This is a genomic window from Rhizobium sp. ZPR4, assembly GCF_040215725.1.
GTDB classification, from domain to species: Bacteria; Pseudomonadota; Alphaproteobacteria; order Rhizobiales; family Rhizobiaceae; genus Rhizobium; species Rhizobium rhizogenes_D.
In genome coordinates this window covers 2,345,683-2,370,930 of sequence record NZ_CP157967.1, presented here as the reverse complement: position 1 = coordinate 2,370,930, position 25,248 = coordinate 2,345,683, and the positions used below count along the sequence as shown (strand labels likewise).

Annotated in this window: 22 protein-coding genes; 14 read left to right on the top strand and 8 right to left on the bottom strand. The window is 60.5% G+C overall.

What is annotated here, in order from left to right:
* Positions 1-317 precede the first annotated feature (317 nt).
* From ABOK31_RS11655 to ABOK31_RS11640, 4 genes are all read left to right on the top strand, one after another.
* The gene (locus tag ABOK31_RS11655; RefSeq protein ID WP_349956138.1) at positions 318-1,175 is read left to right on the top strand and encodes a GNAT family N-acetyltransferase; all 858 of its coding nucleotides are present in this window, start codon (positions 318-320) and stop codon (positions 1,173-1,175) included.
* 191 nt (positions 1,176-1,366) lie between these two features.
* Positions 1,367-2,164 (top strand): methyltransferase domain-containing protein, encoded by a 798-nt coding sequence (locus tag ABOK31_RS11650; protein ID WP_234910091.1) that lies wholly within the window; start codon positions 1,367-1,369, stop codon positions 2,162-2,164.
* Between the two features lie 204 nt (positions 2,165-2,368).
* Positions 2,369-3,664, top strand: coding sequence for an adenylosuccinate synthase (locus ABOK31_RS11645; RefSeq protein ID WP_174172100.1), 1,296 nt, complete (start codon positions 2,369-2,371; stop codon positions 3,662-3,664).
* 61 nt (positions 3,665-3,725) lie between these two features.
* Positions 3,726-6,116, top strand: a complete 2,391-nt coding sequence (locus ABOK31_RS11640; protein ID WP_349956137.1) for a hypothetical protein — start codon at positions 3,726-3,728, stop codon at positions 6,114-6,116.
* An 85-nt stretch (positions 6,117-6,201) separates the two neighbouring features.
* Here the strand turns inward: ABOK31_RS11640 and rpoH are convergent, their stop codons facing one another.
* Entirely contained in the window at positions 6,202-7,110 is a 909-nt protein-coding gene (gene rpoH / locus ABOK31_RS11635; RefSeq protein ID WP_015340865.1) for an RNA polymerase sigma factor RpoH, read from the bottom strand.
* Positions 7,111-7,477: 367 nt separating this feature from the next.
* Complete coding sequence (locus ABOK31_RS11630; RefSeq protein WP_349956136.1) at positions 7,478-8,509, bottom strand: RluA family pseudouridine synthase; 1,032 nt, start codon at positions 8,507-8,509, stop codon at positions 7,478-7,480.
* Between the two features lie 50 nt (positions 8,510-8,559).
* On the opposite strand from ABOK31_RS11630, the gene ABOK31_RS11625 reads away from it, so the two are divergent.
* Positions 8,560-8,937, top strand: a complete 378-nt coding sequence (locus ABOK31_RS11625; RefSeq protein WP_174172103.1) for a hypothetical protein — start codon at positions 8,560-8,562, stop codon at positions 8,935-8,937.
* 10 nt (positions 8,938-8,947) lie between these two features.
* Positions 8,948-9,778, top strand: a complete 831-nt coding sequence (locus tag ABOK31_RS11620) for an RNA methyltransferase (RefSeq protein WP_349956135.1) — start codon at positions 8,948-8,950, stop codon at positions 9,776-9,778.
* Between the two features lie 19 nt (positions 9,779-9,797).
* Here the strand turns inward: ABOK31_RS11620 and ABOK31_RS11615 are convergent, their stop codons facing one another.
* Together ABOK31_RS11615 and ABOK31_RS11610 are read right to left on the bottom strand one after the other, a co-directional pair.
* Positions 9,798-11,009, bottom strand: coding sequence for a hypothetical protein (locus tag ABOK31_RS11615; protein ID WP_349956134.1), 1,212 nt, complete (start codon positions 11,007-11,009; stop codon positions 9,798-9,800).
* A 184-nt stretch (positions 11,010-11,193) separates the two neighbouring features.
* Complete coding sequence (locus ABOK31_RS11610) at positions 11,194-11,805, bottom strand: EipA family protein (RefSeq protein WP_174172204.1); 612 nt, start codon at positions 11,803-11,805, stop codon at positions 11,194-11,196.
* Between the two features lie 302 nt (positions 11,806-12,107).
* Between ABOK31_RS11610 and chpT the strand changes: the two genes are divergently transcribed.
* Both chpT and ABOK31_RS11600 read left to right on the top strand, forming a co-directional pair.
* Complete coding sequence (gene chpT, locus ABOK31_RS11605) at positions 12,108-12,764, top strand: histidine phosphotransferase ChpT (protein WP_174172106.1); 657 nt, start codon at positions 12,108-12,110, stop codon at positions 12,762-12,764.
* Positions 12,765-12,966: 202 nt separating this feature from the next.
* A complete protein-coding gene (locus ABOK31_RS11600) occupies positions 12,967-13,329 on the top strand; it encodes a response regulator (protein WP_174172107.1) in 363 nt (120 codons plus the stop codon).
* A 138-nt stretch (positions 13,330-13,467) separates the two neighbouring features.
* On the opposite strand, the gene ctrA is transcribed toward ABOK31_RS11600, so the two are convergent.
* Positions 13,468-14,169: a response regulator transcription factor CtrA gene (ctrA, locus tag ABOK31_RS11595; RefSeq protein ID WP_004116994.1), complete on the bottom strand. Its 702-nt coding sequence runs from the start codon at positions 14,167-14,169 to the stop codon at positions 13,468-13,470.
* Positions 14,170-14,610: 441 nt separating this feature from the next.
* Here ctrA and ABOK31_RS11590 point away from each other — a divergent pair, with 441 nt between their 5' ends.
* Complete coding sequence (locus ABOK31_RS11590; RefSeq protein WP_174172108.1) at positions 14,611-14,967, top strand: flagellar export protein FliJ; 357 nt, start codon at positions 14,611-14,613, stop codon at positions 14,965-14,967.
* 233 nt (positions 14,968-15,200) lie between these two features.
* Here ABOK31_RS11590 and ABOK31_RS11585 read toward each other — a convergent pair whose 3' ends face one another.
* The 3 genes from ABOK31_RS11585 to cysQ form a co-directional block, all read right to left on the bottom strand.
* Positions 15,201-15,482, bottom strand: coding sequence for a GNAT family N-acetyltransferase (locus ABOK31_RS11585; protein WP_349956133.1), 282 nt, complete (start codon positions 15,480-15,482; stop codon positions 15,201-15,203).
* A gap of 306 nt (positions 15,483-15,788) precedes the next feature.
* Positions 15,789-16,064, bottom strand: a complete 276-nt coding sequence (locus tag ABOK31_RS11580) for a DUF1153 domain-containing protein (RefSeq protein WP_004107124.1) — start codon at positions 16,062-16,064, stop codon at positions 15,789-15,791.
* Positions 16,065-16,366: 302 nt separating this feature from the next.
* A complete protein-coding gene (cysQ, locus tag ABOK31_RS11575; RefSeq protein WP_349956132.1) occupies positions 16,367-17,161 on the bottom strand; it encodes a 3'(2'),5'-bisphosphate nucleotidase CysQ in 795 nt (264 codons plus the stop codon).
* A gap of 327 nt (positions 17,162-17,488) precedes the next feature.
* Here cysQ and ABOK31_RS11570 point away from each other — a divergent pair, with 327 nt between their 5' ends.
* From ABOK31_RS11570 to ABOK31_RS11550, 5 genes are all read left to right on the top strand, one after another.
* Positions 17,489-18,739 (top strand): sarcosine oxidase subunit beta family protein, encoded by a 1,251-nt coding sequence (locus ABOK31_RS11570; protein WP_349956131.1) that lies wholly within the window; start codon positions 17,489-17,491, stop codon positions 18,737-18,739.
* A gap of 13 nt (positions 18,740-18,752) precedes the next feature.
* On the top strand, positions 18,753-19,028 hold the full coding sequence (locus ABOK31_RS11565) for a sarcosine oxidase subunit delta (RefSeq protein ID WP_174172112.1): 276 nt from the start codon (positions 18,753-18,755) through the stop codon (positions 19,026-19,028).
* Entirely contained in the window at positions 19,025-21,982 is a 2,958-nt protein-coding gene (locus ABOK31_RS11560) for a sarcosine oxidase subunit alpha family protein (RefSeq protein WP_349956130.1), read from the top strand. Before ABOK31_RS11565 ends, ABOK31_RS11560 begins: the two co-directional genes overlap by 4 nt.
* Positions 21,983-21,989: 7 nt before the next feature.
* Entirely contained in the window at positions 21,990-22,544 is a 555-nt protein-coding gene (locus ABOK31_RS11555) for a sarcosine oxidase subunit gamma family protein (protein WP_349956129.1), read from the top strand.
* Positions 22,545-22,763: 219 nt separating this feature from the next.
* Positions 22,764-25,190, top strand: a complete 2,427-nt coding sequence (locus ABOK31_RS11550; protein ID WP_174172115.1) for an FAD-dependent oxidoreductase — start codon at positions 22,764-22,766, stop codon at positions 25,188-25,190.
* Positions 25,191-25,248 lie beyond the last annotated feature (58 nt).

The window sequence follows — 25,248 nt, the reverse complement described above, 5'->3', positions numbered from 1 at the left end:
TCCTTTTGCTGGCGCCGGGCTTCGCGTCGAAACGCAAAGGCGGCATGGGCGATCGTCTGCGCTTATACACAGGATCGTGGGTGACGCCTATATGCGATGCCCGGTTTAGGAGAATTGCGACAGAAGTGTCACAAAAGCTTGTTTGTTTTCCTGTTGTGCTATTGGCGCGTTTGCCTCTTTTCTCAAGTGAAACGAAGCCTTTGTACTTTAAGCTTATGATTGCCTATTGCTTGTGATTGGTAGCATGTTGCCACATGATGAATTGGGCGCGGTCGCTCTGCGGGGTGACGGTGTAGTGGGCGGTTCGGGACTATTGCATGAAATCGACTTTTGCCGTGCGGACAATGCGGGCTGGCGAGCTGGAGCTTGCTCTGGAATGGGCTCGGCAAGAGGGCTGGAATCCCGGTATTGACGATGCGCTTGCCTTCTGGGAGGCGGACCCGTCCGGCTTTCTGATCGGCGCCATCGGCGAGGTGCCTATCGGCTGTATCTCTGTCGTCCGCTATGGCGAGGCTTTCGCTTTTCTTGGCCTTTACATGCTTCATCCCGAGTATCGTGGGCGGGGATATGGCAAGCAGCTTTGGAACAAGGGCATGATGCTTGCCGGCAATCGCACCGTCGGGCTGGATGGCGTCGTCGCGCAACAGGAAAACTACCGGCGGCACGGTTTCGAGATGGCCTATCGGACGCTGCGGTATGGCGGCATCCCCAAAGTGCCCGAGGTGGATGAACAGCAGGCAAAGCAGGTGGTGCCGGTTGCTGATGGCAAGCTCGATGGGCTGGTGCACTATGATGCGGAAATCTTCCCTGGCCTGCGTCATTCCTTCATCCGGGCCTGGTGCGGTGCTCCCGAAAGGCGCGCATCCTTCATCGTTGGCGGTGGCAGCAGGGTTCGCGGCTATGGCACGATCCGCCGCTGTTTCGAGGGTTACAAGATCGGTCCGCTGTTCGCCAACAAGCCGGAGGTCGCGCTTGCGTTGATGAGCAAGCTGCTGGCAAAGACCAAGGGCGCTCCGGTCTATCTGGATGTACCGGTCGATAATGTCCAGGCGATCAGGCTCGCGGAAAATTGCGGTCTGTTACCGGTCTTCGAGACGGCGCGCATGTATCGCGGCCAGGCGCCGGCAATCCCGCTCGATCGTGTGTTCGGCGTCACGACGCTGGAACTCGGATAGCGGCTCCTGCGCCGTCATCTACGGCCTTCGCGGATATTAACCTTAATAGATGATTACTGGATCAGTTGGAGGTTAACTCAGCCTTGGCAGGCTGCATGTTCAGTATAGCTGTTGTATAGATCATTGGGGGCGCCAAGGGGGAATTGAACAATGAATGTTCATTTTCTTGTTGGAGTCCGGCTATGCATGTCATGGAAAGTATTAACCGGCAGACCTGGCGTAATCCCTGGGCCTTGCGCGACTATCGCCGCAGCAGCGGCTATCTCAATGAAGGCGAGCGCACCGCCTTTACTATCGCTGCCCCGCAGACGGGCAGGGGGCGCATTCTCGATATCGGTGTCGGCGGGGGCCGCACCGCCCAACTCTTGCGTGGTTTCGCAAGCGATTACATCGGCGTCGACTACACGCCGGAGATGGTCGAGCTTTGCCGAAAGAACCATCCAGACCTTCGTTTCGAGCATATGGACGCTCGCGATCTCTCAGCATTTCGAGATGCCAGCTTCGATATGATCGTCTTCAGCTACAACGGCATCGATTCCGTCGATGCGGCGGGGAGGCTAACCATCCTGAACGAGGTGGCGCGCGTTCTTGTTTCGGGCGGTGCTTTCGTCTTTTCGACCTTCCACCGCGGCTGGGGTGGCTTCGATCACCGCGTCGACTATCGCCGGCTGGAATGGACGTCCAATCCGGTGCGGCTCGGGCTGCGAACCCTGCGCTATGTCGAAGGCCGCATTTCCGGCACGCTGCGCCAGCGTCGGCTAAGGCCGCTCGAGGAGCGAGATGGCGAACATGCGATCCTGCTGCATGGCGCTCATGATTTCGGCGTCATGGTCTATGCGACGACGCCGGCGCAGGTGCAGTCGCAGCTTGCCGACGCGGGCTTTGCCATGCCGGTGCTGCTGCTTGATCTCGATGGCAAGTCGATCGGTGCGGTGGCATCGGCCGAACACGAATATTTCCACGTCGTCGCCCACAAGCCGGGCCTTTGACAGGGACGGGCATCGGTCGGATAAGGGCAACCAAGAGGCTCTGTCCGGCCGATAGCCGGGAAAATTCCTGTTGGAGGTGCTGATTCGTCATGCAAAAAGCCGAATCTCCTGAGACAACAGGGTCGCTTTCCCAAAAACAAAGCTTTATAGATGCGCGGGTTTGAGCAAGGCGCGCCGCCGCGCGCAGGAAGCGGGAATGGATAAATGACGAATGTTGTAGTGATCGGCTCGCAATGGGGTGACGAAGGCAAAGGCAAGATTGTCGACTGGCTTTCGGAACGCGCCGATGTGATTGTACGCTTTCAAGGCGGCCATAATGCCGGTCATACGCTTGTCGTCGATGGCGTCAGCTACAAACTCGCGCTGCTGCCTTCCGGCCTCGTGCGCGGCAAGCTCAGCGTCATCGGCAATGGCGTCGTCGTCGATCCTCATCACTTCGTCGCCGAAGTGGAAAAGCTGCGCGCCCAGGGCATTGCCGTCACGCCTGATGTTCTGCGCATCGCTGAGAATGCGCCGCTGATCCTGTCGCTCCATCGCGATCTGGATGCCATGCGCGAAGATGCTGCTTCCAACAGCGGCACCAAGATCGGCACGACACGCCGCGGTATCGGCCCGGCCTATGAAGACAAGGTCGGCCGCCGCGCCATTCGCGTCATCGACCTTGCCGAGCCGGAAACGCTGCCGGCCAAGATCGACCGGCTCCTGACACATCACAATGCACTGCGCCGCGGCATGGGCGTCGATGAAATCTCCTTCGATGCCCTGCACACCGAGCTGAGCTCTGTTGCAGAGCATATTCTTCCCTATATCGATCAGGTCTGGCGCCTGCTCGACGAGCAGCGCAAGGCCGGCGCCCGCATCCTTTTCGAAGGTGCGCAGGGTGCGCTGCTGGACAACGACCACGGCACCTATCCCTTCGTGACCTCCTCGAACACAGTTGCCGGCCAGGCCGCAGCCGGCTCTGGCCTCGGCCCAACGGCTCTCGGCTATGTGCTCGGCATCACCAAGGCCTACACGACCCGCGTCGGCGAAGGCCCGTTCCCGTGCGAGCTGCATGACGAAATTGGCAAGCACCTGTCGACCGTCGGCCGCGAAGTGGGTGTCAATACTGGCCGTCCGCGCCGCTGCGGCTGGTTCGACGCCGTGCTGGTACGCCAGACGGTAAAGACCTCCGGCATTACGGGTATCGCACTCACCAAGCTCGACGTTCTCGACGGCTTGGACGAGCTGAAGATCTGCGTCGGCTATAAGCTCGACGGCAAGGAAATCGACTACCTGCCGGCAAGCCAGGCAGCGCAGGCCCGCGTCGAGCCGATCTACATCACGCTCGAGGGCTGGAAGGAATCGACCGTCGGCGCCCGTAAGTGGGCCGATCTGCCGGCACAGGCGATCAAGTATGTGCGTCAGGTGGAAGAGCTGATCGGCGCGCCGGTGGCGTTGCTTTCGACCAGCCCGGAGCGCGAGGACACCATACTTGTGACTGACCCTTTTGAGGGCTAAAGTTGCGTATCTATGACGAATCCCGGCCCGGCTGCACACCGGGCATCATGAGAAAGTACTGATGGCGGATTTTGTAGCAGTTATTCGACGGGCCGTTGATGGCCTGACGGACAATACTCCCGAGATGCGGGTCAAGGTTTACGATAGAGCTCGTGGTGCCGTGCAACGGCAGCTTGAGAGCATGAAGCCGCGCCCGCCCGAGGAAATGCTGCGCCGCCAGCTCGACAAGCTTGAGGCCGCGATCGTGGAGGTCGAGGCCGAACATGCCGAGGCCCTGCCGGGCGGTGAGGAGCCAGCGGTTGCCGAAGCGCCGGTGCCGCCTGAGGAGGTTGCTCCCGAACCCGTTCAGGACCATCACGCGGCCGAGGATGTGCATCCAGAGCCGCATGCGGAAGAGCCTGCACCAGCTCCGGCCGAAGCGCATGCTCATGAAGAACCCGGCGTCGCGCAAGCCGACCACGAGCAACATGCTTATGAGGAGCCGGCTGCACATGTCGAGCCGGATCATGCGCATGAGCATCAGCCGGCAGAGGAATGGCGCGAACCGCATCACGAAGAAGAGCCCCATGCTCCGGTTGCGGAACATGCAGCCGTCGAACATCACGCCGAGGTTCACGAGGAGCCGACCCCCGACCCGGTTTATCATGAAGAGCCGAAGGGCCATGGGAACGAGCCGCAGCACCATGTGGAAGAGGCGCCGGCAGTCGTTGCCGAGCCTGCGCCCGTGCAACCTGTGCCGCCGAAACCGGCCGACGATGTCATAAGCCAGGTCGAGCAGATTTGGGCCGAAGTCGATGCGCCGTCCTCCCATGTCGCACCCGAGCCGGCCGCCTCGCATGACAACGAGCCGGTTATGCCGGCCGCGGCTTTTGCGGAGGCACCCTTCGGCCAACCCGTCGAGGGACCTGTCAACGCTAAGGCGGCTGCCACCAACACGGGCTTTGCCTGGGACGCAGATGTCTTCGAGGAAATGCAGTCTGCACCGGCTGCTTCCAAGCCGGCACAGCAGCCTGCTCGGCAAATGCCGGAGAATGCCTTTGACGATGTCGATCTCTTTGCGGATGTGCATCCGTCCAGGAAGCCGGCGTCCGAGGTGGATGCAGCCAATGATGGCTGGCGCGAGCTCAAGGAGCTTGCGGGTTTCGACAAGCGCGCTGAAGACGAACGAGGCGGCGGCCCTGCTGTTCCGCCCGATCTCGACCAGGCGATGGCGGCGAAGCTGCAGGGCCGCAGCTTCCGCATGGAGCCGAAGCGCCGTCGTATCAATGTCACCGGCATCATCGTTACGCTCGTCGGCCTTGCGGTCGTCGGAGGCGGCGGCTACGCAGCCTGGCTGAACCGCGATGCGCTCAACAACATGGTGACGAAGCTCGTCAGCTCCGCTCCGAAGAATGCGACGACACCTGCGGCTTCGGATACGGCAAGCAGCAATCCCCCCCCGAGCAACGGCAATGCCGCAGCTCCCGCCCAGCAGGCGGCTGCACCGCAGCAGACCAACACGGCCGCTCAGCAGCCGACAGGCGCCGGCAACACGGATGTCGCGGCATCGGGTAGCGACCCGAATACGGTCAATACGAAGTTCACGCAGCGTCTTCTGGCCAACGGCACGGAAGAGGATGAAGGGCCGGCTCCGAACGGGCAGCCCGGCGTCGTGGAAGGCAAGTCCGTAGCCGAACAGAACGTTGCCTCTGCGGCACCCGCTGCCACAGCAACGCCGCCGGCCGCCAACAATGCCGGTGCCGCCGCTCCGCAGACTCAGACGCCCGCCACCGCCGCGCCGAATACGCCATCTGCCTCGACGGATCAGCAGGCACCCGCTGCCAACCAGCAGCAACAATCCGCCGCCAACCAACCGCCACCCGTGACACAGCAGGCGGCTCCGGCGACCGACGGGCAGAAAGTTTTCCTCTATGAGGAGCGCCTCGGACAGACGTCGCCCACGGCTTTCCAGGGCACGGTCACCTGGTCGCTTCAGGAAGGCAAGGGGCCTGACGGCCGGCCGGAGCCTTCGGTGCAGGGTCTTATCACCGTCCCGGATCGTGGCCTGACGGCGACGATCACGGTCTCGCGGAATTCGGACTCCTCGTTGCCCGCCAGCCATCTGATCGAGCTTGCCTTCCAGGTGCCGCCGAATTTCGAAGGTGGCGCGATCGATAACGTTCAGCGCGTAGCATTGAAGGCGACCGAGCAGGATCGCGGCGATGCGTTGATCGCGGTTCCGGCCAAGGTGACTGACGATGTCTACATGGTGGCGCTCAACGATTTCCCGGATGCGCGCAAGACCAATCTCGATCTTTTGAAGAATCGCAACTGGATTGATATCCCGGTCGTCTATCGCAACGGCCGTCGCGCCTTGCTGACCATGGAAAAGGGGCCGACCGGCACGGATGCCTTCAACAAGGCGATTTCGGAGTGGCAGGCGCTTGGCGGCGTCGCGTCGAGCGGCCAGTAAGCCAACCGGACATCAATGGATATGGAAAAGGCGGGCTTTCGGCCCGCCTTTCTTTTATCGGTCAAAATCTTTTGTGAAGGAAACGTTACGCAGTCGCTTCGACAACGCGCAGTGCCTTGGCGCGTTCCAGCGCATCCTTCTGGACGGCTTCCTGCACCTTTTCGAAGGCGCGAACCTCGATCTGGCGCACGCGTTCGCGGCTGATGTCGAACTCGGACGACAGGTCCTCCAGCGTCACCGGTTCTTCGGCAAGGCGGCGTGCCTCGAAGATGCGGCGTTCACGGTCGTTCAGGACACCCATGGCGCGCGCCAGCATGCGGCGGCGCGTGTCGAGCTCGTCCTGTTCGATCAGCACGTCTTCCTGGCTGTCGTGGTCATCGACAAGCCAATCCTGCCACTGGCCGGAATCACCTTCGGAAGCCTTGATCGGTGCGTTCAGCGAAGCGTCGCCGGACAGGCGGCGGTTCATCGAAACGACTTCCTCCTCGGAGACGTTCAGCTTGGTGGCGATCTCGGTGACGTGTTCCGGCTTCAGGTCACCGTCGTCGATGGCCTGTATGCGGCCCTTCAGGCGGCGCAGGTTGAAGAACAGGCGCTTCTGGTTGGCCGTCGTGCCCATCTTCACCAGCGACCACGAGCGCAGGATATATTCCTGGATCGAGGCCTTGATCCACCACATGGCGTATGTTGCTAAACGGAAGCCGCGTTCCGGGTCGAACTTCTTGACGGCCTGCATCAGGCCGACATTACCTTCCGACACGACTTCGCCGATCGGCAGGCCATAGCCGCGATAGCCCATGGCGATCTTCGCCACGAGGCGCAGATGGCTGGTGACGAGCTTATGCGCAGCCTGACGGTCGGCATGTTCCGCATAGCGCTTGGCGAGCATGTACTCTTCCTGCGGTTCCAGCATCGGGAACTTGCGGATCTCGTCGAGATAACGATTGAGGCCGGCTTCTCCGGCTGCGATGGACGGTAAGGTATTACGGGCCATGATTGTGCACCCTCCTATTCGAGATTTGGTTCCTTCTGGGGGCGTATTTTGCGCGCCTTCTGCGAAGCGGACCAAGGCGTACGGGTCCGGGGACCCCGCACTGAACCAATGTAAAGATAAGTACGGCGAAACGGTGATTCAAGGAGGTGGTCACGCAAGTGTTATAGCAGCGTGACCGCAGGTCTCGCCGTGACATCGCCCTTGGGGTTATCCTCCCGAATAGTCCGATGCCACGTGGCATGACCACATCGACCTCCCAAACGCGGTCGCGTTTCCGGTCAGCACAGGCGCTCGGACTTCGGTCCTTCATAGTTGTTATTATAAGGCGATAGGCTGCGGCCGTCCAGCCACGACGCTGCAAAGCCTATTAGCTATTCCCTCTAAGCGTCTCAACCAGCTCTTCCATATCATCAGGCAGCGGTGCCTCGAAATGCATGACCTCGCCGGTGCGCGGATGTTCGAATTGCAGCATGTAGGCATGGAGCGCCTGGCGCGTGAAGCGATGGACGGCCTGCTTTGCAGCGTCCGGCAGGAGATTGGCCTTGGTCTTGAAGCCGCCGCCATAGACGGCGTCGCCGAGCAGCGGGTGGCCGATATGGGCCATGTGCACGCGGATCTGGTGCGTGCGGCCGGTTTCGAGGTGACATTCGATCAGCGAGGCAAGCGCGATCGCGTCCTGTCCTTCGTGAAAGCGCTCAAGCACCTCGTAGTGCGTGATGGCTTCATCGGCATCGTTTGAATCCGGGCGCTTCACCGCGCGACGCGTGCGGTCGCTGCTCGAGCGACCGAGAGGCGCGTCGATCGTGCCGACGAGCTGACGGGGGCGACCCCAGACGATTGCCTGATAGGCACGCTCGAGCGAGCTCGTGCGGCCATGATCGGCAAATTGCTGCGAGAGATGCCGGTGGGCGACATCGTTCTTGGCGACGACCATGACGCCGGTCGTATCCTTGTCCAGACGGTGAACGATCCCCGGCCGGCGTACGCCACCGATGCCGGAAAGGCTGTCGCCGCAATGGTGGATCAACGCATTGACCAGCGTGCCCGTCCAATTGCCGGCGGCGGGATGAACGACCAGTCCGGCGGGCTTGGAGATGACGATGACGTCCTCGTCCTCGTAAAGCACGTCGAGAGGAATATCCTCGCCTTGTGGCGTCGGATCTTCCGGCTCGGGCAGGGTGATCTCATAGACGTCGCCGGGACGCACCTTGCGCTTGGCATCCGTCACCGGGGTGCCGTTGAGTGTGACGGCGCCGTCCTTGATGAGGCCCTGCACGCGGCTGCGGGAAAATTCCTCGCCAATCTCGGCCGTCAGCCATGAATCGAGCCGTCCTTCGGCAGTTTCATCGGCGGTTAGGACTTTTCTATTGCTCGCGGCTTCTTTAAAGGGGTCGCTCAAACATATTTCTCCGGCGCACAAAGCGCTCTTCAGGAAGCAAGGACGCATCGATGACGAATCTCGAGCCAGACGATCAAGAGGAAAAGCCCCTCGATCCGGCCCTGGAGAAAGTCCGACGCAAGATGATCCGCCTGCAGATCGTCTCTGCGGCTGTCATGGTGGTGAGCCTTATGGCTGTCTTCGGCGCCGTTGTCTACAAGACGATGAAGCCGGCGACCAAGCCCGCAGGGCAGGCGGCTTCCGGCATCCCCTCCGATGCTCCTGTTGCCGTCACGGCTCTGCTGCCGGCTGGCTTTACTGTCCAGTCCACGGCGCTGTCGGGCAATCAGGTGTTGTTCTACGGTACGCTTGCCAGCGGCCAGCGCCAGGCGATCGTCTTCGACTACAGCGTCGGCCGCATCGTGTCGACCATATCGCTGTCGAACTGACGGCCCGACGATGACGAGCGCGCGGCTCATCGAGATCACACATCCCGACGATCCGCGCATCGCCGAGTTCCGGGATATCCGCGAACGCGATCTTACGGGCCGCGACAGCCGCTTCATAGCGGAAGGGACCGTCGTGCTGCGGCTTCTGGCCGGCGCGCATGCGGCGGCTGGGGATTTCGTTGCTGAGAAAGTGCTGCTGCTCAAAAACCGGGTTGCCGGCTTGAGTGACATTATCGACACTTTCCCATCGGATGTCCCGATCTATGTCGCCGACGCCGAGGTGCTCGATGGCATTGTCGGCTTCCATCTCCATCGCGGTGTTCTGGCCTTGGGGCGCAGAACAGCAGAAGACGGGGTGAGCAGCCTTCTCGACCGTCTCCCGCAGCAAGCGCTGGTGCTCGCCGGCTGCGGCATTTCCAATCACGACAATATGGGCTCGATGTTCCGCAATGCAGCGGCCTTCGGTGCGGCTGCAGTGCTGCTGGACGAAAGCTGCTGCGATCCGCTTTATCGCAAGGCGCTGCGGGTTTCGGTCGGTTCGATCCTGACCGTGCCCTATCGCCGGCAATCAAGCGGCGTCCAGCTGCTTGCGGCGCTTGCCCAGCGCGGCTTTGCGATCTGGAGCCTGTCGCCGCGGGGGAGAGTCGACATTCGCGATGTGCCGGCTTCAGAGCGCATGGCGCTCGTGGTCGGTACGGAAGGGGATGGCCTGCCCGAAAGCATTCTCTCCGCTTTCGGCAGTGTGCGGATTCCGCAGGCGCCGGGATTGGACAGCCTCAATGTCGCGACGGCGAGCGGCATCGCCCTTTTCGAGATGGCCGTGAAAAACGGGCGCATCTGAGCAGGTTGAACCTCAGCGCCTAGGGATGCTTCGGCAGTATGGCGACGACGCGGTCGGCAAGGCTGATGCGTGCGCCCGGTTCAGCGGGATTTCGATCCTTCGGCAGCAGACCGAAGATCGGCGAGCCGTCTCCTTCCTTGAGCGCCGTCAGCGCCACCATGTTGGCGGCGATCTTGGCGATCTCCTCGCGCATGGCATCGTCTTGCGCTGGCGTACGGGCCTTCAGCAGGCGGTCCGACAGGGCTGCTGCCCGATTGCGAACCTCTTCCGTCATTTGAGCGATTTCGTCTTCCACTGTTCGTTCCGGTTCCGCCGCCTGCGCCGGCTCGGCTATGGCCCCTTGCTCATCAGCGCTGCCCGCAATTATCGATGCGGCAGCAAGCTTCGGCGTTCTTGCCGGCTTTTTCGGCGGCGTCAGGCCGGCGGCACGCAGAGCCTTGCCGGCTTCTTTCGATTCCTTGACAGCGGCCTCCAGCCGCTCCCTGAGGCGAACGACATCCTGGGCGTGGCGTTCGATCGCGGTTTCCTTATCGGCACTGCCGGCGATCTCGCGGTTAAGGCGTTCCTCGAGCCGCTTGTTCTTGTCGTTTTCCTGCCGCAGCGATTGTTCGGCATCGGCGGCGCGCAGGCTTGTCGCGTTCAGATCCTGGCGCAGCGTATCCCGCTCGTCCCGCAACGTGTTGATGCGCAGCTTCAGGCTCTCAATCTCGGTTTCGCGCGTTGCGAGATCGATCCTGAGATTGTCGGCGTCGGCGCCCATTTTCGTCATCCGTTTGCGCAAGCCGTCGATATCGGCTTCCTTCTCGGCGCTGGCCTGCTCGGCGGTATGGATGCTCGATTTCAGCTGGCTGATATAACTTTCTTCATGGCGCAGGCGTGAGCGCAGTTCGCCCGCTTCCACCTCCAGATCGTCGATGCGCGTCTGCAGCTCCGCGCCTCCAGCTGAGAGCCGGCTCGCTTCCTGCTGAAGCTTGCCGTTCTGGATCTGCAGCGCGACGGTCTTGTCGCGCTCCTGCGTCAGGGCATGTTCGGTCCGGGCGTTTTCGGCGGCGAAGAGGGCACGCGCCATGTCTTTCTGCGCACGCACTTCCTGCGGGCTCAAGGGCATGGTCGCCTTCAGGCGTTTCTCAGTGAACCAGACGATGCGACGATGGATTGCCGGCGCGATGAGAAAGACCAGTAGAGCGGCCGTCAGAAAGCCCAATCCGAACAAGAGAGCAAATTGAATCACGGCGCAGCCAGTATCCTGGAGTTATGTTCGATCTTGGTGAAATGATTAATCATGGGTTAGCCATGCGGGCAAGCGTTTAACGCGGATATGGTTTATCGGCGGGGAGACGAATTTACGGAAAGAAAAGGCCCGCGATCCGGCGGGCCAAGTCTGCGCTGCTTGGGAGACGATATAATCAGCAGGATCAGAAGGGATTCCAGGTCGGGTTCGGCGTGACCTTCAGATAACCCATGTTGATGCCGAGGCGTGCGCCGAGGCCGGTGCGGATCGGAACGAGCACGATGTTGTTGTTCTTCAGGACCGTCATGCCGAAGCCTGCGACCACGAAGGCCTGGCCACTGACGCCGCCGAAGCGGGTATAGACGCTGTTGATGCTCGGCAGATCATAGACCAGCATCATGACGCGGGTGCCCTGGCCACCGTAGTCGAAGCCCAGCGAAGGTCCCTGCCAGTAGAGCGGATGCTCGCCGGCATTCTTGGTGTTGAGCTGACCTTCGCCATAGGTCAGGCCTGCCAGGAACGCGCCGGAGCCTTCCTGGCCGAGGATATAGCCGTTCGGCAGGCCATATTGCTGGAACGCCCGCTCGATCACCTTGGCAAGGCCGCCGCTGGTGGAGCCGAAGAAGGAGTGGCCGGCATCGACGATTTCCTGCGCCGAATATTGATTGGTGGGCGCGGCAGAGGCCTGACGGACCGGCAAGGCGAAGCTCACGAATGCGACAATGGCCAGGATCAGGCCGAGGCCGAGCGTCCTGGTGCCGGGGCTTGGCATTCTCTTGAGGAGTTCATAGCGCATGAAAGTCATCCGTTCATCATGGTCGGTGCAACAGAGATGAGCGATCGACGCATTCGCCTTGAATGCGTCAAGCATGGCACATCCCCATTTTCAGACCATTCCGCCCATCTATCGCAGTCCGAATCGCGTGCGAAAAAGTCTGATGGTGATGAATGCATTTTGCGTCGATGGTCTTAACAATCGGTTTACCAAATATGGTGTCATTATGGCGCGCGGTACACTGGCTGCGAAACCCTCGGGCAACCTTACCGTGGCAAGGTGGAACTACTCGCTTTGCCCTGTCAGCATTCAGGAGACAATGAATGTCGAAAAATCCCAATCTCACTCTGACCGGTCCGGATCTGGCCGCGCTGCTGTGCAGCCGCGTCTGCCATGACGTGATCTCGCCGGTCGGGGCGATCAATAATGGCCTGGAGCTGCTCGACGAGGGTGGTGCCGATGCCGACGCGATGGACTTGATCCGCACGAGTGCGCTCAACGCTTCCGTCCGCCTGAAATTCGCGCGCCTTGCTTTCGGCGCATCCGGTTCGGTCGGTGCTTCGATCGACACCGGCGAAGCGGAACGTGCTGCCAAGGATTTCGCCGCGGCCGAAAAGAAGACCGAGGTCAGCTGGGTTGGGCCGCGCGCCATCATCGCCAAGAACCGCGTGAAGCTGCTGCTCAATCTCTTCCTCGTTGCTTATGGCGCCATCCCGCGCGGCGGCAATATCGAAGTGACGCTCGAAAATCCGGAATTCGATGCGAAGTTCACGATCACCGCCAAGGGGCGGCTGATGCGTATACCGCCGAAATTCGCCGAGATTTGCTCCGGCACGCTGGAGGAAGCCGTCGACGCTCATTCGATCCAGCCTTACTACACGGTGCTTCTGGCCGACGAGAGCGGCATGGAGCTTTCCTATACCGCGACGCCGGAAGAACTGACTTTCGTGGCGAGCATGGCTGCTCAAGCTGCTCAATAAGCGAATCGATCCGCTCGCATTCTTGCCCGCAGTCGACCGTCGGCTGCGGGTTTATTTTTTCGTGTATCGAAAATTCGGTGCAATCTTGGGGTTGTCCGCTCAATTGATAATGTAGCGGTAACGAATCCTTAGCTTGCTGCTCCTATCGTTTCAATTTGAAGCCGACGTCGGAGGATGACGGCTGATGCCAGGGAGCTCACACATGCAGCGGTTCATGATAACGGATACATCGGATGTCGTACGCAAGGTCGGCAAACGGATCCTGTCCGAGCTGGATTTTCTCGTGAGCGAAGCCGGCGACGCCCGCGAAGCGTTGATGCGCTGCCAGGCCGAAATTCCGGACTATCTGATCGTCGATGCCGGCATGGAAGGGGCGCTCGAGCTCATCACCAGCATTCGCGCCATGCCGAATGGCAAGAACGTGAAGATCTATTATTGCGTTGTCGAGGCCGATCTTCGCAAGCTGATGGCCGGAAAACGCGCGGGCGCCACGGATTTTCTGCTGAAGCCCTTCGATCGCAAGATCCTGACCGCCATCTTCGGAAATCGCGCCGCGGCCGCCTGATTTCAGCGAGACATATCGGACGAGGATAGCCGCCCTTTCGAGGCGGCTATTATTTTGCGCTTCATTTTGAGGCCAATAAAAAATCCCGCCTCAAGAGGCGGGATTTCTGTATGCCGGCGGTAAAGACGGGGAGGCGGCTCAGGCGCTTTCGGCGAAATCGTTGCTATCGGGCTCGCGCAGCACGTAGCCGCGACCCCAGACGGTTTCGATGTAGTTGGCGCCGCCGGCAGCATTTGCCAGCTTCTTGCGGAGTTTGCAGATGAAGACGTCGATGATCTTCAGTTCCGGCTCGTCCATGCCGCCATAGAGATGGTTGAGGAACATTTCCTTGGTGAGCGTCGTGCCCTTGCGCAGCGAGAGCAGCTCCAGCATCTGATATTCCTTGCCGGTCAGATGCACGCGCTGGCCGCCGACTTCGACGGTCTTGGCGTCGAGGTTGACGATGAGTTCGCCGGTCATGATGACAGACTGGGCATGGCCCTTGGAACGGCGGACGATGGCATGAATACGGGCGACCAGCTCATCCTTATGGAAAGGCTTGGTCATATAGTCGTCGGCGCCGAAGCCGAGGCCGCGAACCTTGTCCTCGATGCCGGCCATGCCGGAGAGGATGAGGATCGGCGTCTTGACCTTCGAAAGGCGCAGAGTGCGCAGCACTTCGTAGCCAGACATATCGGGAAGATTGAGATCGAGAAGGATGATGTCGTAATCGTAGAGCTTTCCGAGATCGACGCCTTCTTCACCGAGATCGGTGGTGTAGACGTTGAAACTTTCGGATTTGAGCATCAGCTCGATGCTCTGCGCTGTCGCGCTATCGTCTTCAATGAGTAGAACCCGCATAATTGTCCCCTTTACCGCCGCCGAAAGGTCGTCAGCCCCTTAACGCGATACCGATCAAATCACTGCTTGATTTGGAAGCTGCCATGTAATGGTTAACAAATTCTGATTCACTCTGGCAAGTCGTATCGAATTTATTAAATAATTTTTCCATTGCACTGTTTTCCAACGACAATCAGTAAAATCGACTCCTAAAGTATTGCATTAACAACCAACGCCAAGTGATTCATCCGACTCACCAATGCCGATATGCCGAATTCCGACCACAACATTTACCGAGCCTTAAATCATTGCGCCTATCATTAACGATGCCCGTAAACGAAAGGTTACCAGCGGTAGGCTTTTATTAAGATCGCTGGAAATTTTTTTAACCAAGCCGTCTCAAAGCGGTTCGGCGGGCGCGAATATCGAGAGCCGGGGTCTCGCATCACGGGAGTAATGCGTATGAAGTCACGTGAGAGCCTTGTTCGCCTGAAAGAGTTTCAGGTGAACGAAAAACGCCGTCAGCTGCAGCAACTGCAGATGATGATGGCGGAGTTTGACCGCATGACGAAGGAACTGGAAAGCCAGATCGTCGTCGAAGAGAAGAAGTCCGGCATTTCCGATCCGAGCCACTTTGCCTACCCGACCTTTGCCAAGGCTGCCCGCCAGCGTGCGGACAATCTGCAGGTGTCGATCCGGGAGCTGCAGGTTCAGGAAGAAGCGCTGGAAAATTCGCTCGAGGAAATGCAGGCCGAATATGCCAAGGCCGCTGCGCTCGAAGAGCGTGATGGTTTGGGTCCGGCACGGGCCCGCGCCTGAGATCGCAATTCCGTCTCCTCCTTCGGATCAAGCATTATTGCGTTCCGGTACGGGGTCCATCTTCGGAATGCGAGGGGTATGATGGAAGCGCATGAAAGCTGCGCATGACTGGCCGTGACGGGGCCGGCCATGCGCAGCTTTTGCGTTTTCGAAGATCAATCCGACCGAGTGGACGGATTGCTGTGCCCGATTCGTGTCGGTGAGCTGCGCGAAAGCGCTCTGTCCTGTCGATGCTAGATATTGACGACGTCGCGCCAGTCATCATGACGTTGCGCTTGGGCCTTGAAGAAGGGGCAGAGCGGGATGATCTTCCAGCCGCCATGCCGCGCCTCCTCGACGGCGTGAAGCGCCAGCGCCTGGCCAACCCCCTTGCCGCGCAAGGCGTCCGGCACGCCGGTATGATCGATAATGATCAGCTTCGGGGATGTGCGGGAAAAGGTCATCTCCGCCTCGTGGCCCTCGACCATTGCGACGTAACGGCCGCCGGATGCGTTGTTTTCGTTGCGGATATCCATGATTTTCTCCCTTGTCGCGTCTGATGCAACAAGGATTGCATGTGCTTCGACGTCTGCCAACCGCCGAGATTGTTAACGGATCGTCTCCGTTTAAGCTGGTGCCAGAAATACGGACCGGCCAAGCTGCTAGGCGACTGGGCGCTGAGAACGCCCCTGCTTCTGGGCCTGCACCAATAAGTCCATTCTTGAAACGTCGTCGGAATGTGACATCGCATCTTCGAGATGCGCTGCTCCAAATAATTCGGGCCTCTTTTTAGAAAAGAGGCCCGAACACAAAGTCGAATTAAGGTGGTGCTGTCGCTGCTGTCAGTGGCGATACTGCTGTATGCGGGTCGTCCGGAGGCCAGCCAGGCCATGGGTATTGATGGACGACTGCCAGGAGAGGAACTCTTCGACGGTCAACGTATAACGTTCGCAGGCTTCTTCCAAGCTGAGCAGACCACCACGCACGGCGGCGACAACCTCAGCTTTACGACGAATGACCCAGCGGCGCGTATTCGGCGGCGGAAGGTCTGCTATCGTCAGCGGGCTGCCATCGGGGCCGATGACATACTTCACTCGGGGACGTATCATTTCGGTCATTGGACTCTCTACACACACTCAAGACCACGTGTGGCACTCTAGCTCGCCACATTTAAAAATTGCCTAAGCACATGGTAAGACTTTGCTAAGAATTTTAATGAATGTGGCGGAGGGCTGATTTGCGTATGTCCTGCCTGAGCAAAATGCCCAAAAGCCCCTGTTATTTCAGGGTAAATCGCATTCATTCTATGATTTTTCGTCAGTAAGAACTTACGTTTCCGGGCCGAAATCTCAGGGGACGGTATACTGCTCTCAGACTCGGGAGCAGGCGCAAAAATTGTTTTTTACTTGCAAAAATAAACTTACGCCGACACGCCGTGCTTCTGTCCGCCCCAGCAGATGAAGTGCGGATTGGCGAAGTCGGCGTCCTCACTCTGGTCGGTCTTGCCATAGGTCAGAAGGCCACCTTCGACCGTGACCGTCTTGCCGCCCGCCGCCCGCAGCACGGCATCGCCGGCTGCCGTATCCCATTCCATGGTGCGGCCGAAACGTGGATAAACATCGGCCTTGCCCTCGGCGAGCAGACAGAACTTCAGCGACGAACCGATCGATGTGCAGCCGGAGACCGCATTGTCGGTGAGAAAGCCTTCGGTTTTCGCATTGCTGTTGCAGCGGCTGGCAAGCGCCGTCAACTTGGCCGGAGGTTCGCGCACGGCGATGGTCAGGCGGTCGGCAACGGAAAATTGCTCGTCGACGATCAGCTTGCGGGCTCTGCCGGGCTCGCCGGTAAAGGCGACACCGAGCGCCGGTGCGTAGACGATGCCGATCAGGGGGATGCCGTCCTCGACGTAGGCGATGTTGACGGTGAACTCGTCGCGGTGCTCGATGAATTCTCGGGTACCATCGAGCGGGTCGACCAGAAAGAAGGCGCGGCCTCGCACATCGGGAATCTTGCCAGCGGAAACCTGCTCCTCGGCAATGGCCGGGATATGGGGAAAATCGCGTTCGAGGTGCCTGAGAATGATGTGTTCGGCGCGCTCGTCGGCCAGCGTGACGGGGCTCATATCCTGCTTCAGGGCAACCGCGTAGCCGGCACGGTAGACCTCCAGAATGGCCTTTCCTGCTTCAAGCGCCGCCTTTTCGAATGTTGCAAGCATTTGCGTCTTCGTCTTCCGCGCGCTGTCCGCGCCTGAACTCTCCGGACATTATATATAGGAAGTTGCGATTGCGAAGTTTAGACTTCCGATGCCCCGGCTTTCTTCGCCTTAACGCTTGAGCGAGGGTTTAGCAACAGAGCTTTGTCCGACTTTCCAGGCAGGCTGGATTCTCGGCGGTCCGGCGACATATTTGTGAGGGCAAGCGTCGCTTGTCACTGCGCATTCGGAAAAGATCATGTTCTGTTTGCGAAGCTTTTTCGCTCTTTCGGGACTTGTCGTTTTTATTGCATGTGCGAATGTGCCGCCGGGTAGTATCGGGATGAATGCATGCGATATTCGGCATATCAGCTTCTAAAACAGGCGTTTTCGGGCAATCGTCATTGGCAGCCGGTGTGGCGGACGCCGGAGCCGAAGCCACATTACGACGTCATTATCGTCGGCGGCGGCGGACATGGCCTCGCAACGGCCTACTATCTCGCCAAGGAATTCGGCATCACCAACGTCGCCGTGCTGGAAAAGAGCTATATCGGCTCCGGCAATGTCGGCCGCAACACGACGATTATCCGTTCCAACTACCTGCTGCCCGGCAACGAGCCATTCTACGAGTTTTCGATGAAGCTCTGGGAAGGGCTGGAGCAGGACTTCAACTATAATGCCATGGTGTCCCAGCGCGGCATCGTCAACCTGTTCCATTCCGATGGCCAGCGCGACGCCTATGCCCGGCGCGGCAATGCCATGCGCATGCACGGGGTCGATGCGGAGCTTCTGAACCGTGAGCAGGTTCGGCGCATGATGCCGTATCTGAACTTCGATCATGCCCGCTTCCCGATCCTCGGCGGCCTCTTGCAGCGTCGCGGCGGCACGGCGCGGCACGATGCGGTTGCCTGGGGCTATGCGCGCGGCGCCGACAGCCGCGGCGTCGATCTCATCCAGCAATGCGAGGTGATCGGCATCCGCCGTGAAAACGGTATCGTCACCGGCGTCGAGACCAATCGCGGCTTCATTGGCTGCAACAAGCTGGCGCTTGCGGCGGCCGGCCACACATCGATCCTCGGCAACATGGCCGATCTCGAGCTGCCGATCGAAACCCATGTGCTTCAGGCTTTCGTGTCCGAGGGGCTGAAGCCCGTCATCGACAATGTCATTACCTATGGCGCGGGACACTTCTATATCTCGCAGTCCGACAAGGGTGGTTTGGTCTTCGGGGCCGATATCGACTACTACAGCTCCTATGCGCAGCGCGGCAATCTCGCCACCGTCGAGCATACGATGGAGGAGGGGGTGGCGCTCATCCCCGGCCTGTCGCGCGTCCGCGTGTTGCGCACCTGGGGCGGCGTCATGGACATGAGCATGGACGGCTCGCCGATCATCGATCGCACGCCCATTGAAAATCTCTATCTGAACTGCGGCTGGAACTATGGCGGCTTCAAAGCGACGCCGGCCTCGGGCTTCTGCTTCGCGCATCTGATCGCCAAGAACGAGAGCCACGATGTCAGCCGTCTTCTGCGTCTCGACCGCTTCGAGCGCGGCTTTGCGATCGACGAAGGCGGCAAGGGTCCGCAGCCGAACCTGCATTGAGGGCACAATACCAATGGCAAGCTTGATCAACTGCCCGCATTGCGGCGTGCGACCCAAGGAAGAATTCTCCATTCGCGGCGCCTCCGTCGTCCGCCCGGCGCCGACCGCGCCGGACGAGGACTGGAACCGTTACGTCTTCATCCGCGACAATGAACGCGGCCGTATTGAGGAATATTGGCATCACAGCGCCGGGTGTCGCCGCTGGCTGGTCGTCGAGCGCAGCAATGTCACCCATGAGGTCTTTTCCGTTACCGACGCCGAGGACAAGGCGAAGGAGGCGGCACGATGACGGCCTATCGTCTGTCGACCGGCGGTCTCGTCAATCGCAGCCGGCCGCTTTCCTTCCAGTTCGACGGCAAGGAGATGAAGGGACTGGAGGGTGATACGCTCGCCGCCGCTCTGCTCGCCAACGACCAGCTGCTGGTCGGGCGCAGCTTCAAATATCATCGGCCGCGCGGCATCCTGACAGCTGGGTCGGCGGAGCCCAACGCGCTCGTCACCATCGGCAAGGATGGCCGCACCGAGCCGAATACGCGCGCCACCGTCGCCGAGCTCTATCAGGGCATGGCGGCCGTGAGCCAGAACCGCTGGCCGTCGCTGAAGCACGACTTCGGCTCGGTCAACAGCCTGTTGTCGCCGTTCCTCGGGGCGGGCTTCTACTACAAGACCTTCATGTGGCCGGCCGCCTTCTGGGAGAAGGTTTATGAGCCGATCATCCGGCGCGCTGCCGGCCTCGGCAAGGCCGTCATGCAGGCCGATCCGGACCGCTATGAGAAGGTTTGGGCACATTGCGACCTGCTTGTCATCGGTTCCGGTCCGGCGGGCCTGATGGCGGCTCTGACCGCTGCCCGCGCCGGCTTGCGCATCGTGCTGGCGGATGAAGGTTTCCGTCTCGGCGGCTCACTGCTTTCGGAAAGGCTGACGATCGGTGGTGCTCCTGCCGATATCTTCGTCCAGGCGACGCTTGAAGAACTGCAGAGCTTCGAGAACGTGACCTTGATGCCCCGCACTACCGTGTTCGGCTGGTATGATGGCAATGTTTTCGGCGCCGTCGAGAAGGTTCAGAAGCATGTGGCGATGCCATCGCCGGATCTTCCCGTGGAGCGTCTCTGGCGCATCGCCGCCAAGCGCGCCATTCTTGCCTCCGGTGCCGAAGAGCGGCCGCTGGTGTTCGGCGGCAATGATCGTCCGGGCGTGATGATGGCCGGCGCCATGCGCAGCTACCTTAACCGTTATGGCGTCGTTGCCGGGCAGAAGGTTGCCGTCTTCACCAATGGCGGCTCGGGCTATCGCACTGCGGCCGACCTCGCCGCCGCAGGCGTCGAGATTTCGGCGATCCTCGATACGCGCGTCGCATCGGCCGACGCTGCTCCCCAGGGTGTCCGCGTCGTGCATGGAGCAAGCGTGCATGCGACCAAGGGTAAGCATCGCATCAGCGGTGTCATTGCCGATCGCGGCGGACTTGATGAGTTGATTGTCTGCGATGCGCTGGCCATGTCGGGTGGTTGGTCGCCGATCATCCATCTTGCCTGCCAGCGCGGCGCCAAGCCGATCTGGTCGGACGAAAAGCAGGCGTTCATGGCGCCGATCATCGGCGGCGAACTGGAGATCGCCGGCTCGGCTGGTGGTATCGAGAGCGTTTCAGGCTGTCTCGCCGATGGTGCGGAAAAGGCACGGCTGATCGTCGAAAGCCTCGGCCGCGCGGCGCATGCTGCCGATCTGCCCGAAGTCGAGGGAGACTATGATCCGTCTTTTGCTGCGATCTGGCATGTGCCTGGCGCGAAGGACAAGGCATTCGTCGACTTCCAGAACGACGTCCATGCCAAGGATCTGGGCCTCGCCCTGCGCGAGGGCTTCGGCCATGTGGAACATGCCAAGCGCTATACGACGAGCGGCATGGCGACGGATCAGGGAAAGCTCGGCAATGTCAACGCCGCCGGCATTATCGCCGGCATGCGCGGCGTCAGCCCGGCTGCCGTCGGCACGACGACCTTCCGGCCGTTCTATACGCCTGTCTCCTTCGGTGCGCTTGCGGGCACGGCGCGCGACAAGCACGCGCAGCCGGTCCGGGAATCGCCGCTGCATGGCTGGGCGAAGAAGAATGGCGCGGCCTTTGTCGAGGCCGGCCTCTGGTATCGTTCGTCCTGGTTTGCCCGACCGGGCGAGAAGGGCTGGCGCGACAGTGTTGACCGCGAGGTGCTGAACGTCCGCAACAATGTCGGCATCTGCGACGTGTCGACGCTCGGCAAGATCGAGATTTTCGGCAAGGATGCGGCGGAGTTCCTCAACCGTCTATATTCCAACGCTTTTCTGAAACTGCCGATCGGCAAGGCACGCTATGGCCTGATGCTGCGCGAAGACGGCATGGTTTTCGACGACGGCACGACGAGCCGGCTGACACCAGACCATTTCTTCATGACGACCACGACGGCAATGGCCGGCGAGGTGATGACGCATATGGAATTCTCAGCGCAGACGCTTTGGCCGCAGCTCGATGTTCGCTTCGTCTCCTCCTCCGATCAATGGGCGCAGATGGCGATTGCCGGTCCAAAGGCACGGCTGGTGCTGGAGCAGATTGTCGAGGATGATATTTCCGACGCCTTCTTCCCGTTCCTCGCCGCCGCCGAAGTGCTGTTGAAGGGTGGGCTTAGGGCGCGTCTGTTCCGCATCTCCTTCTCGGGCGAACTGGCCTATGAGTTGGCGGTGCCGGCCGGCTATGGCGAGGCGGTTGCGGATGCGATCATGGAGGCGGGCAAAGCGCACGGCATCTGCCCTTACGGCGTCGAAGCGCTCAACGTGCTGCGTATCGAGAAGGGGCATGTCACTCATAGCGAGCTCGATGGGCGTACGACGCCCGACGATGTCGGGCTTGGCCGCATGCTGTCGACGCAGAAGCATGATTTCATCGGCAAGAGGCTGTCGACACGCTTTGGTCTGACCGCCGCCGACCGCGGCCAGCTTGTGGGCCTGAAGCCGATCGACACCGCGAAAGAGTTCCATGCCGGCGCGCATATTTTGAAGGAGGGCGCCCGACCCTCGACCGTGAACGATCAAGGCTATGTTTCCTCGGTCTGCTTCTCGCCCATTCTCGGTCACTCGATCGCGCTGGCTTTCCTGAAGTCGGGCCGGGAGCGCATCGGCGAGCGCGTGACAGTCTGGGACGGATTGCGCGGCGAGGAAGTGGCGGCAGAGGTCTGCAGCCCGGTCTTCATCGATCCGGACAACAAGAAGCTTCAGGGATGAGGGATCGATGAGCGTCGCTTTTCAGAACAGGCATGTGCTGGAAGATCATATTTCCGGCTTCGAGGCTGCAGCCAATCCGAATCATCTCGCGGTGGTGCGCCGCCCGGCCATCTTCTCCGTGCTTGGCAGGGCGGGAGATCAGGACGGCGTTTTGGCAAGCCTGAAGGCGTTGAAGGACGTATCGGTTCGCGATGCCGGACCTAGAGAATGGTTCGTGGTATCGGAGACGCTCGGCGCCGATAGTATGGCGCGGGATCTCTTCACGCTCGATCCGGCTCGTGCCTCCTTCTTCGAGCAAAGTGACGGGCGCGTACTGCTCCACATTTCCGGCCCCAACGTCCGTCGCATCCTCGCCAAATGCGTCGCCGTCGATTTGCATCCGCAGGTTTTTGCCGAGGGCCATTCGGCCAATATGCTCTGCTGTCATGTCAGCGCCAATGTTGCGCGCACTGGCCCCGATCGCTTCGAAATCATCGTGCCGCGTTCCTATGCCGGCAGCGTGTTCGAAGAGATCATGGAGATGGGCCGCGAGTTCGCGCTTACGGCGGGCTTCACCGACTGAAAAGCCTTATGTTGCCTGATGTCGAATGCCTTGCTGGCCAGCTTGCGCATGTGATGGCCGATGGCGCGATCCGAACAATTGCGATGGCGCAAACAGGCATATCGGTTTCGCAGTTCGGGCTATTTGGCCTATCGGATAGTCTCTAGGTTTCCTCTCAAATACGGCCGGTCGCACGGGAAGACACCCGACGGCTTCGTGCCGAAAACAGGGGATTCCCAGATGAAAAGCCATGCCAAGGTCGTCGTCATCGGTGGCGGTGTCGTCGGATGTTCGGTGCTCTATCACCTGACGAAATTCGGCTGGAAGGATGTGGTGCTGCTCGAGCGCTCCGAACTGACATCCGGCTCGACCTGGCATGCCGCCGGCGGCATGCATACGATCAACGGCGATCCAAACGTTGCCAAGCTACAGAAATATACGGTCGAGCTCTACAAGGAGATCGAGGAATATTCCGGCCAGGACATCGGTCTGCACCTGACCTCCGGCCTGATGCTGGCCGCCACGCCGCAGCGCTTCGACTGGTTGAAGTCCATTCTCGCCAAGGGCCGCTACAATGGCCTTGAAGCGACGCTGCTGACGCCGAAGGAAGCGCATGAGATGATGCCGCTTCTCGACCCCGATCAGTTCGTTGGCGCGCTTTACGATCCCGTCGAAGGCCATCTCGACCCCTATGGCACCACACATGCCTATGCCCGTTCGGCCAAGAAGAACGGTGCCGAGATCTACCTGCATACCAAGGTGGAAGAGCTGGTGCAGCGCGAGGATGGCTCCTGGCGCGTCATCACCAACCAGGGCGAGATCATCGCCGAGCATGTGGTCAACGCCGCCGGCCTCTGGGCGCGCGAAGTCGGCCGCATGGTGGGGCTCGAGCTGCCGGTGCTCGCCATGGAGCATATGTACCTCATTACCGAGGACATGCCCGAGGTCATCGACTTCAACAAGACGACAGGCAAGGAGCTGATGCACTGCGTCGACTTCGACGGCGAGATCTATCTGCGCCAGGAGCGGCAGGGCATGCTGATGGGCACCTATGAAAAGGCATGTCGCCCATGGTCGCCGGTGACGACGCCCTGGGATTTCGGCCACGAGTTGCTGGCCGAGGATATCGAGCGCATCACGCCGGAGCTGGAAGTCGGCTTCCGCCATTTCCCGGCCTTCAACAATGCCGGTATCAAGCGGATCATCAACGGCCCGTTCACCTTCTCGCCGGATGGTAATCCGCTTGTCGGCCCGGTGCGCGGGCTTCGCAATTACTGGTCGGCCTGCGCCGTCATGGCCGGCTTCAGCCAGGGCGGCGGCGTCGGTCTCGCGCTCGCCAACTGGATGATCTACGGCGATCCGGGCTTCGACGTCTTCGCCATGGACGTTTCCCGCTATGGCGACTACGCGACGCTCGCCTATACGAATGCCAAGGTGCGCGAGAACTATGCCCGCCGCTTCTCGATCCGCTATCCGAACGAGGAGCTGCCGGCCGCGCGCCCGCTGCTGACGACACCGATCTACGACAAGTTGAAGGAGGCCGGCGGCGTCTTCGGTGCTTACTACGGTCTCGAACAGGCATTGTGGTTCGCGCCGAAGGGTGAGGTCGATCAATTCTCCTGGCGCCGTTCCAACGATTTCGATGTCGTCGGCGCCGAAGCCAAGGCAGTGCGCGAGAGCGTCGGCCTGATGGAGACCTCGGGCTTTGCCAAATATTCGGTCAAGGGACCGGGCGCCGAAGCCTTCCTCGACAGGCTACTGACCTGCCGTATCCCGGCCGTGGGTCGCATGACGCTGGCGCCGATGTTGAAGCATGACGGCAAGCTGATCGGCGATTTCACGCTGGCGAAGCTCGGTGAGGGGGATTTCCTTCTCATCGGCTCCGGCATTGCCGAAGCCTATCATATGCGCTGGTTCGAAAGCCTGTTGCCGAAGGATGGTTCGGTCGAGCTGAAAGCACTCGGTCTTTCGCTGCTCGGCCTCTCGATTGCTGGTCCGAACGCCCGCAAGCTGCTGCAGAAGCTGACCCATCAGGATCTCTCGACTGCCGTGTTCCCCTTCATGTCGATCCGCCGCATGGATATCGGCATGGCGCCCGCGATTGTCGGCCGCGTCTCCTATACGGGCGATCTCGGCTATGAGATCTGGATGAAGCCGGAGCATCAGCGTTATATCTTCGACCTTCTGATGCAGGAAGGCGCCGAGTTCGATATCCGCCTCTTCGGGCTGAGAGCGCTGAATGCGCTGCGCCTCGACAAGTCCTATGGCAGCTGGGCACGCGAATACCGGCCGCTCTACGGGCCGTTCGAGGCCGGTCTCAACCGATTCGTGGCGCTGTCCAAGGAAGCTGATTTCATCGGCAAGGCGGCTGCCGCCAAAGAGAAGGCGGAGGGTGGCACCTTGCGGCTGCGCACCTTCATCCTTTCGGCGGGGGATGCCGACGTCATCGGCGACGAGCCGATCTATCACAATGGCGCGGTTTGCGGCTGGGTGACGTCGGGTGGCTATGCGCACGGCTCCGGCCTTTCGGTCGCCGTCGGTTATGTGCCGAAGGAAATCGCCGACGAGACGCAGGGATGGTCGATCGAATTGCTCGGCGAACTCTTGCCGGCAAAGCTGCAGGCCGAGCCGCTGTTCGATGCGGATGGCGCCAGGATGCGCGCGTAAAGTCGCGGTTCAGACGACTATTATGGCGGGCCTGACGAGGTCCGCCTCTGACAAAAGC

Bases quoted from the DNA above. Each gene is read 5' to 3' on its own strand.
- ABOK31_RS11655 (WP_349956138.1), top strand. From the start codon at position 318: ATGAAATCGACTTTTGCCGTGCGGACAATGCGGGCTGGCGAGCTGGAG.
- ABOK31_RS11650 (WP_234910091.1), top strand. From the start codon at position 1,367: ATGGAAAGTATTAACCGGCAGACCTGGCGTAATCCCTGGGCCTTGCGC.
- ABOK31_RS11645 (WP_174172100.1), top strand. From the start codon at position 2,369: ATGACGAATGTTGTAGTGATCGGCTCGCAATGGGGTGACGAAGGCAAA.
- ABOK31_RS11640 (WP_349956137.1), top strand. From the start codon at position 3,726: ATGGCGGATTTTGTAGCAGTTATTCGACGGGCCGTTGATGGCCTGACG.
- rpoH (WP_015340865.1), bottom strand. From the start codon at position 7,110: ATGGCCCGTAATACCTTACCGTCCATCGCAGCCGGAGAAGCCGGCCTC.
- ABOK31_RS11625 (WP_174172103.1), top strand. From the start codon at position 8,560: ATGACGAATCTCGAGCCAGACGATCAAGAGGAAAAGCCCCTCGATCCG.
- ABOK31_RS11620 (WP_349956135.1), top strand. From the start codon at position 8,948: ATGACGAGCGCGCGGCTCATCGAGATCACACATCCCGACGATCCGCGC.
- ABOK31_RS11610 (WP_174172204.1), bottom strand. From the start codon at position 11,805: ATGCGCTATGAACTCCTCAAGAGAATGCCAAGCCCCGGCACCAGGACG.
- chpT (WP_174172106.1), top strand. From the start codon at position 12,108: ATGTCGAAAAATCCCAATCTCACTCTGACCGGTCCGGATCTGGCCGCG.
- ABOK31_RS11600 (WP_174172107.1), top strand. From the start codon at position 12,967: ATGCAGCGGTTCATGATAACGGATACATCGGATGTCGTACGCAAGGTC.
- ctrA (WP_004116994.1), bottom strand. From the start codon at position 14,169: ATGCGGGTTCTACTCATTGAAGACGATAGCGCGACAGCGCAGAGCATC.
- ABOK31_RS11590 (WP_174172108.1), top strand. From the start codon at position 14,611: ATGAAGTCACGTGAGAGCCTTGTTCGCCTGAAAGAGTTTCAGGTGAAC.
- ABOK31_RS11585 (WP_349956133.1), bottom strand. From the start codon at position 15,482: ATGGATATCCGCAACGAAAACAACGCATCCGGCGGCCGTTACGTCGCA.
- ABOK31_RS11580 (WP_004107124.1), bottom strand. From the start codon at position 16,064: ATGACCGAAATGATACGTCCCCGAGTGAAGTATGTCATCGGCCCCGAT.
- cysQ (WP_349956132.1), bottom strand. From the start codon at position 17,161: ATGCTTGCAACATTCGAAAAGGCGGCGCTTGAAGCAGGAAAGGCCATT.
- ABOK31_RS11570 (WP_349956131.1), top strand. From the start codon at position 17,489: ATGCGATATTCGGCATATCAGCTTCTAAAACAGGCGTTTTCGGGCAAT.
- ABOK31_RS11565 (WP_174172112.1), top strand. From the start codon at position 18,753: ATGGCAAGCTTGATCAACTGCCCGCATTGCGGCGTGCGACCCAAGGAA.
- ABOK31_RS11560 (WP_349956130.1), top strand. From the start codon at position 19,025: ATGACGGCCTATCGTCTGTCGACCGGCGGTCTCGTCAATCGCAGCCGG.
- ABOK31_RS11555 (WP_349956129.1), top strand. From the start codon at position 21,990: ATGAGCGTCGCTTTTCAGAACAGGCATGTGCTGGAAGATCATATTTCC.
- ABOK31_RS11550 (WP_174172115.1), top strand. From the start codon at position 22,764: ATGAAAAGCCATGCCAAGGTCGTCGTCATCGGTGGCGGTGTCGTCGGA.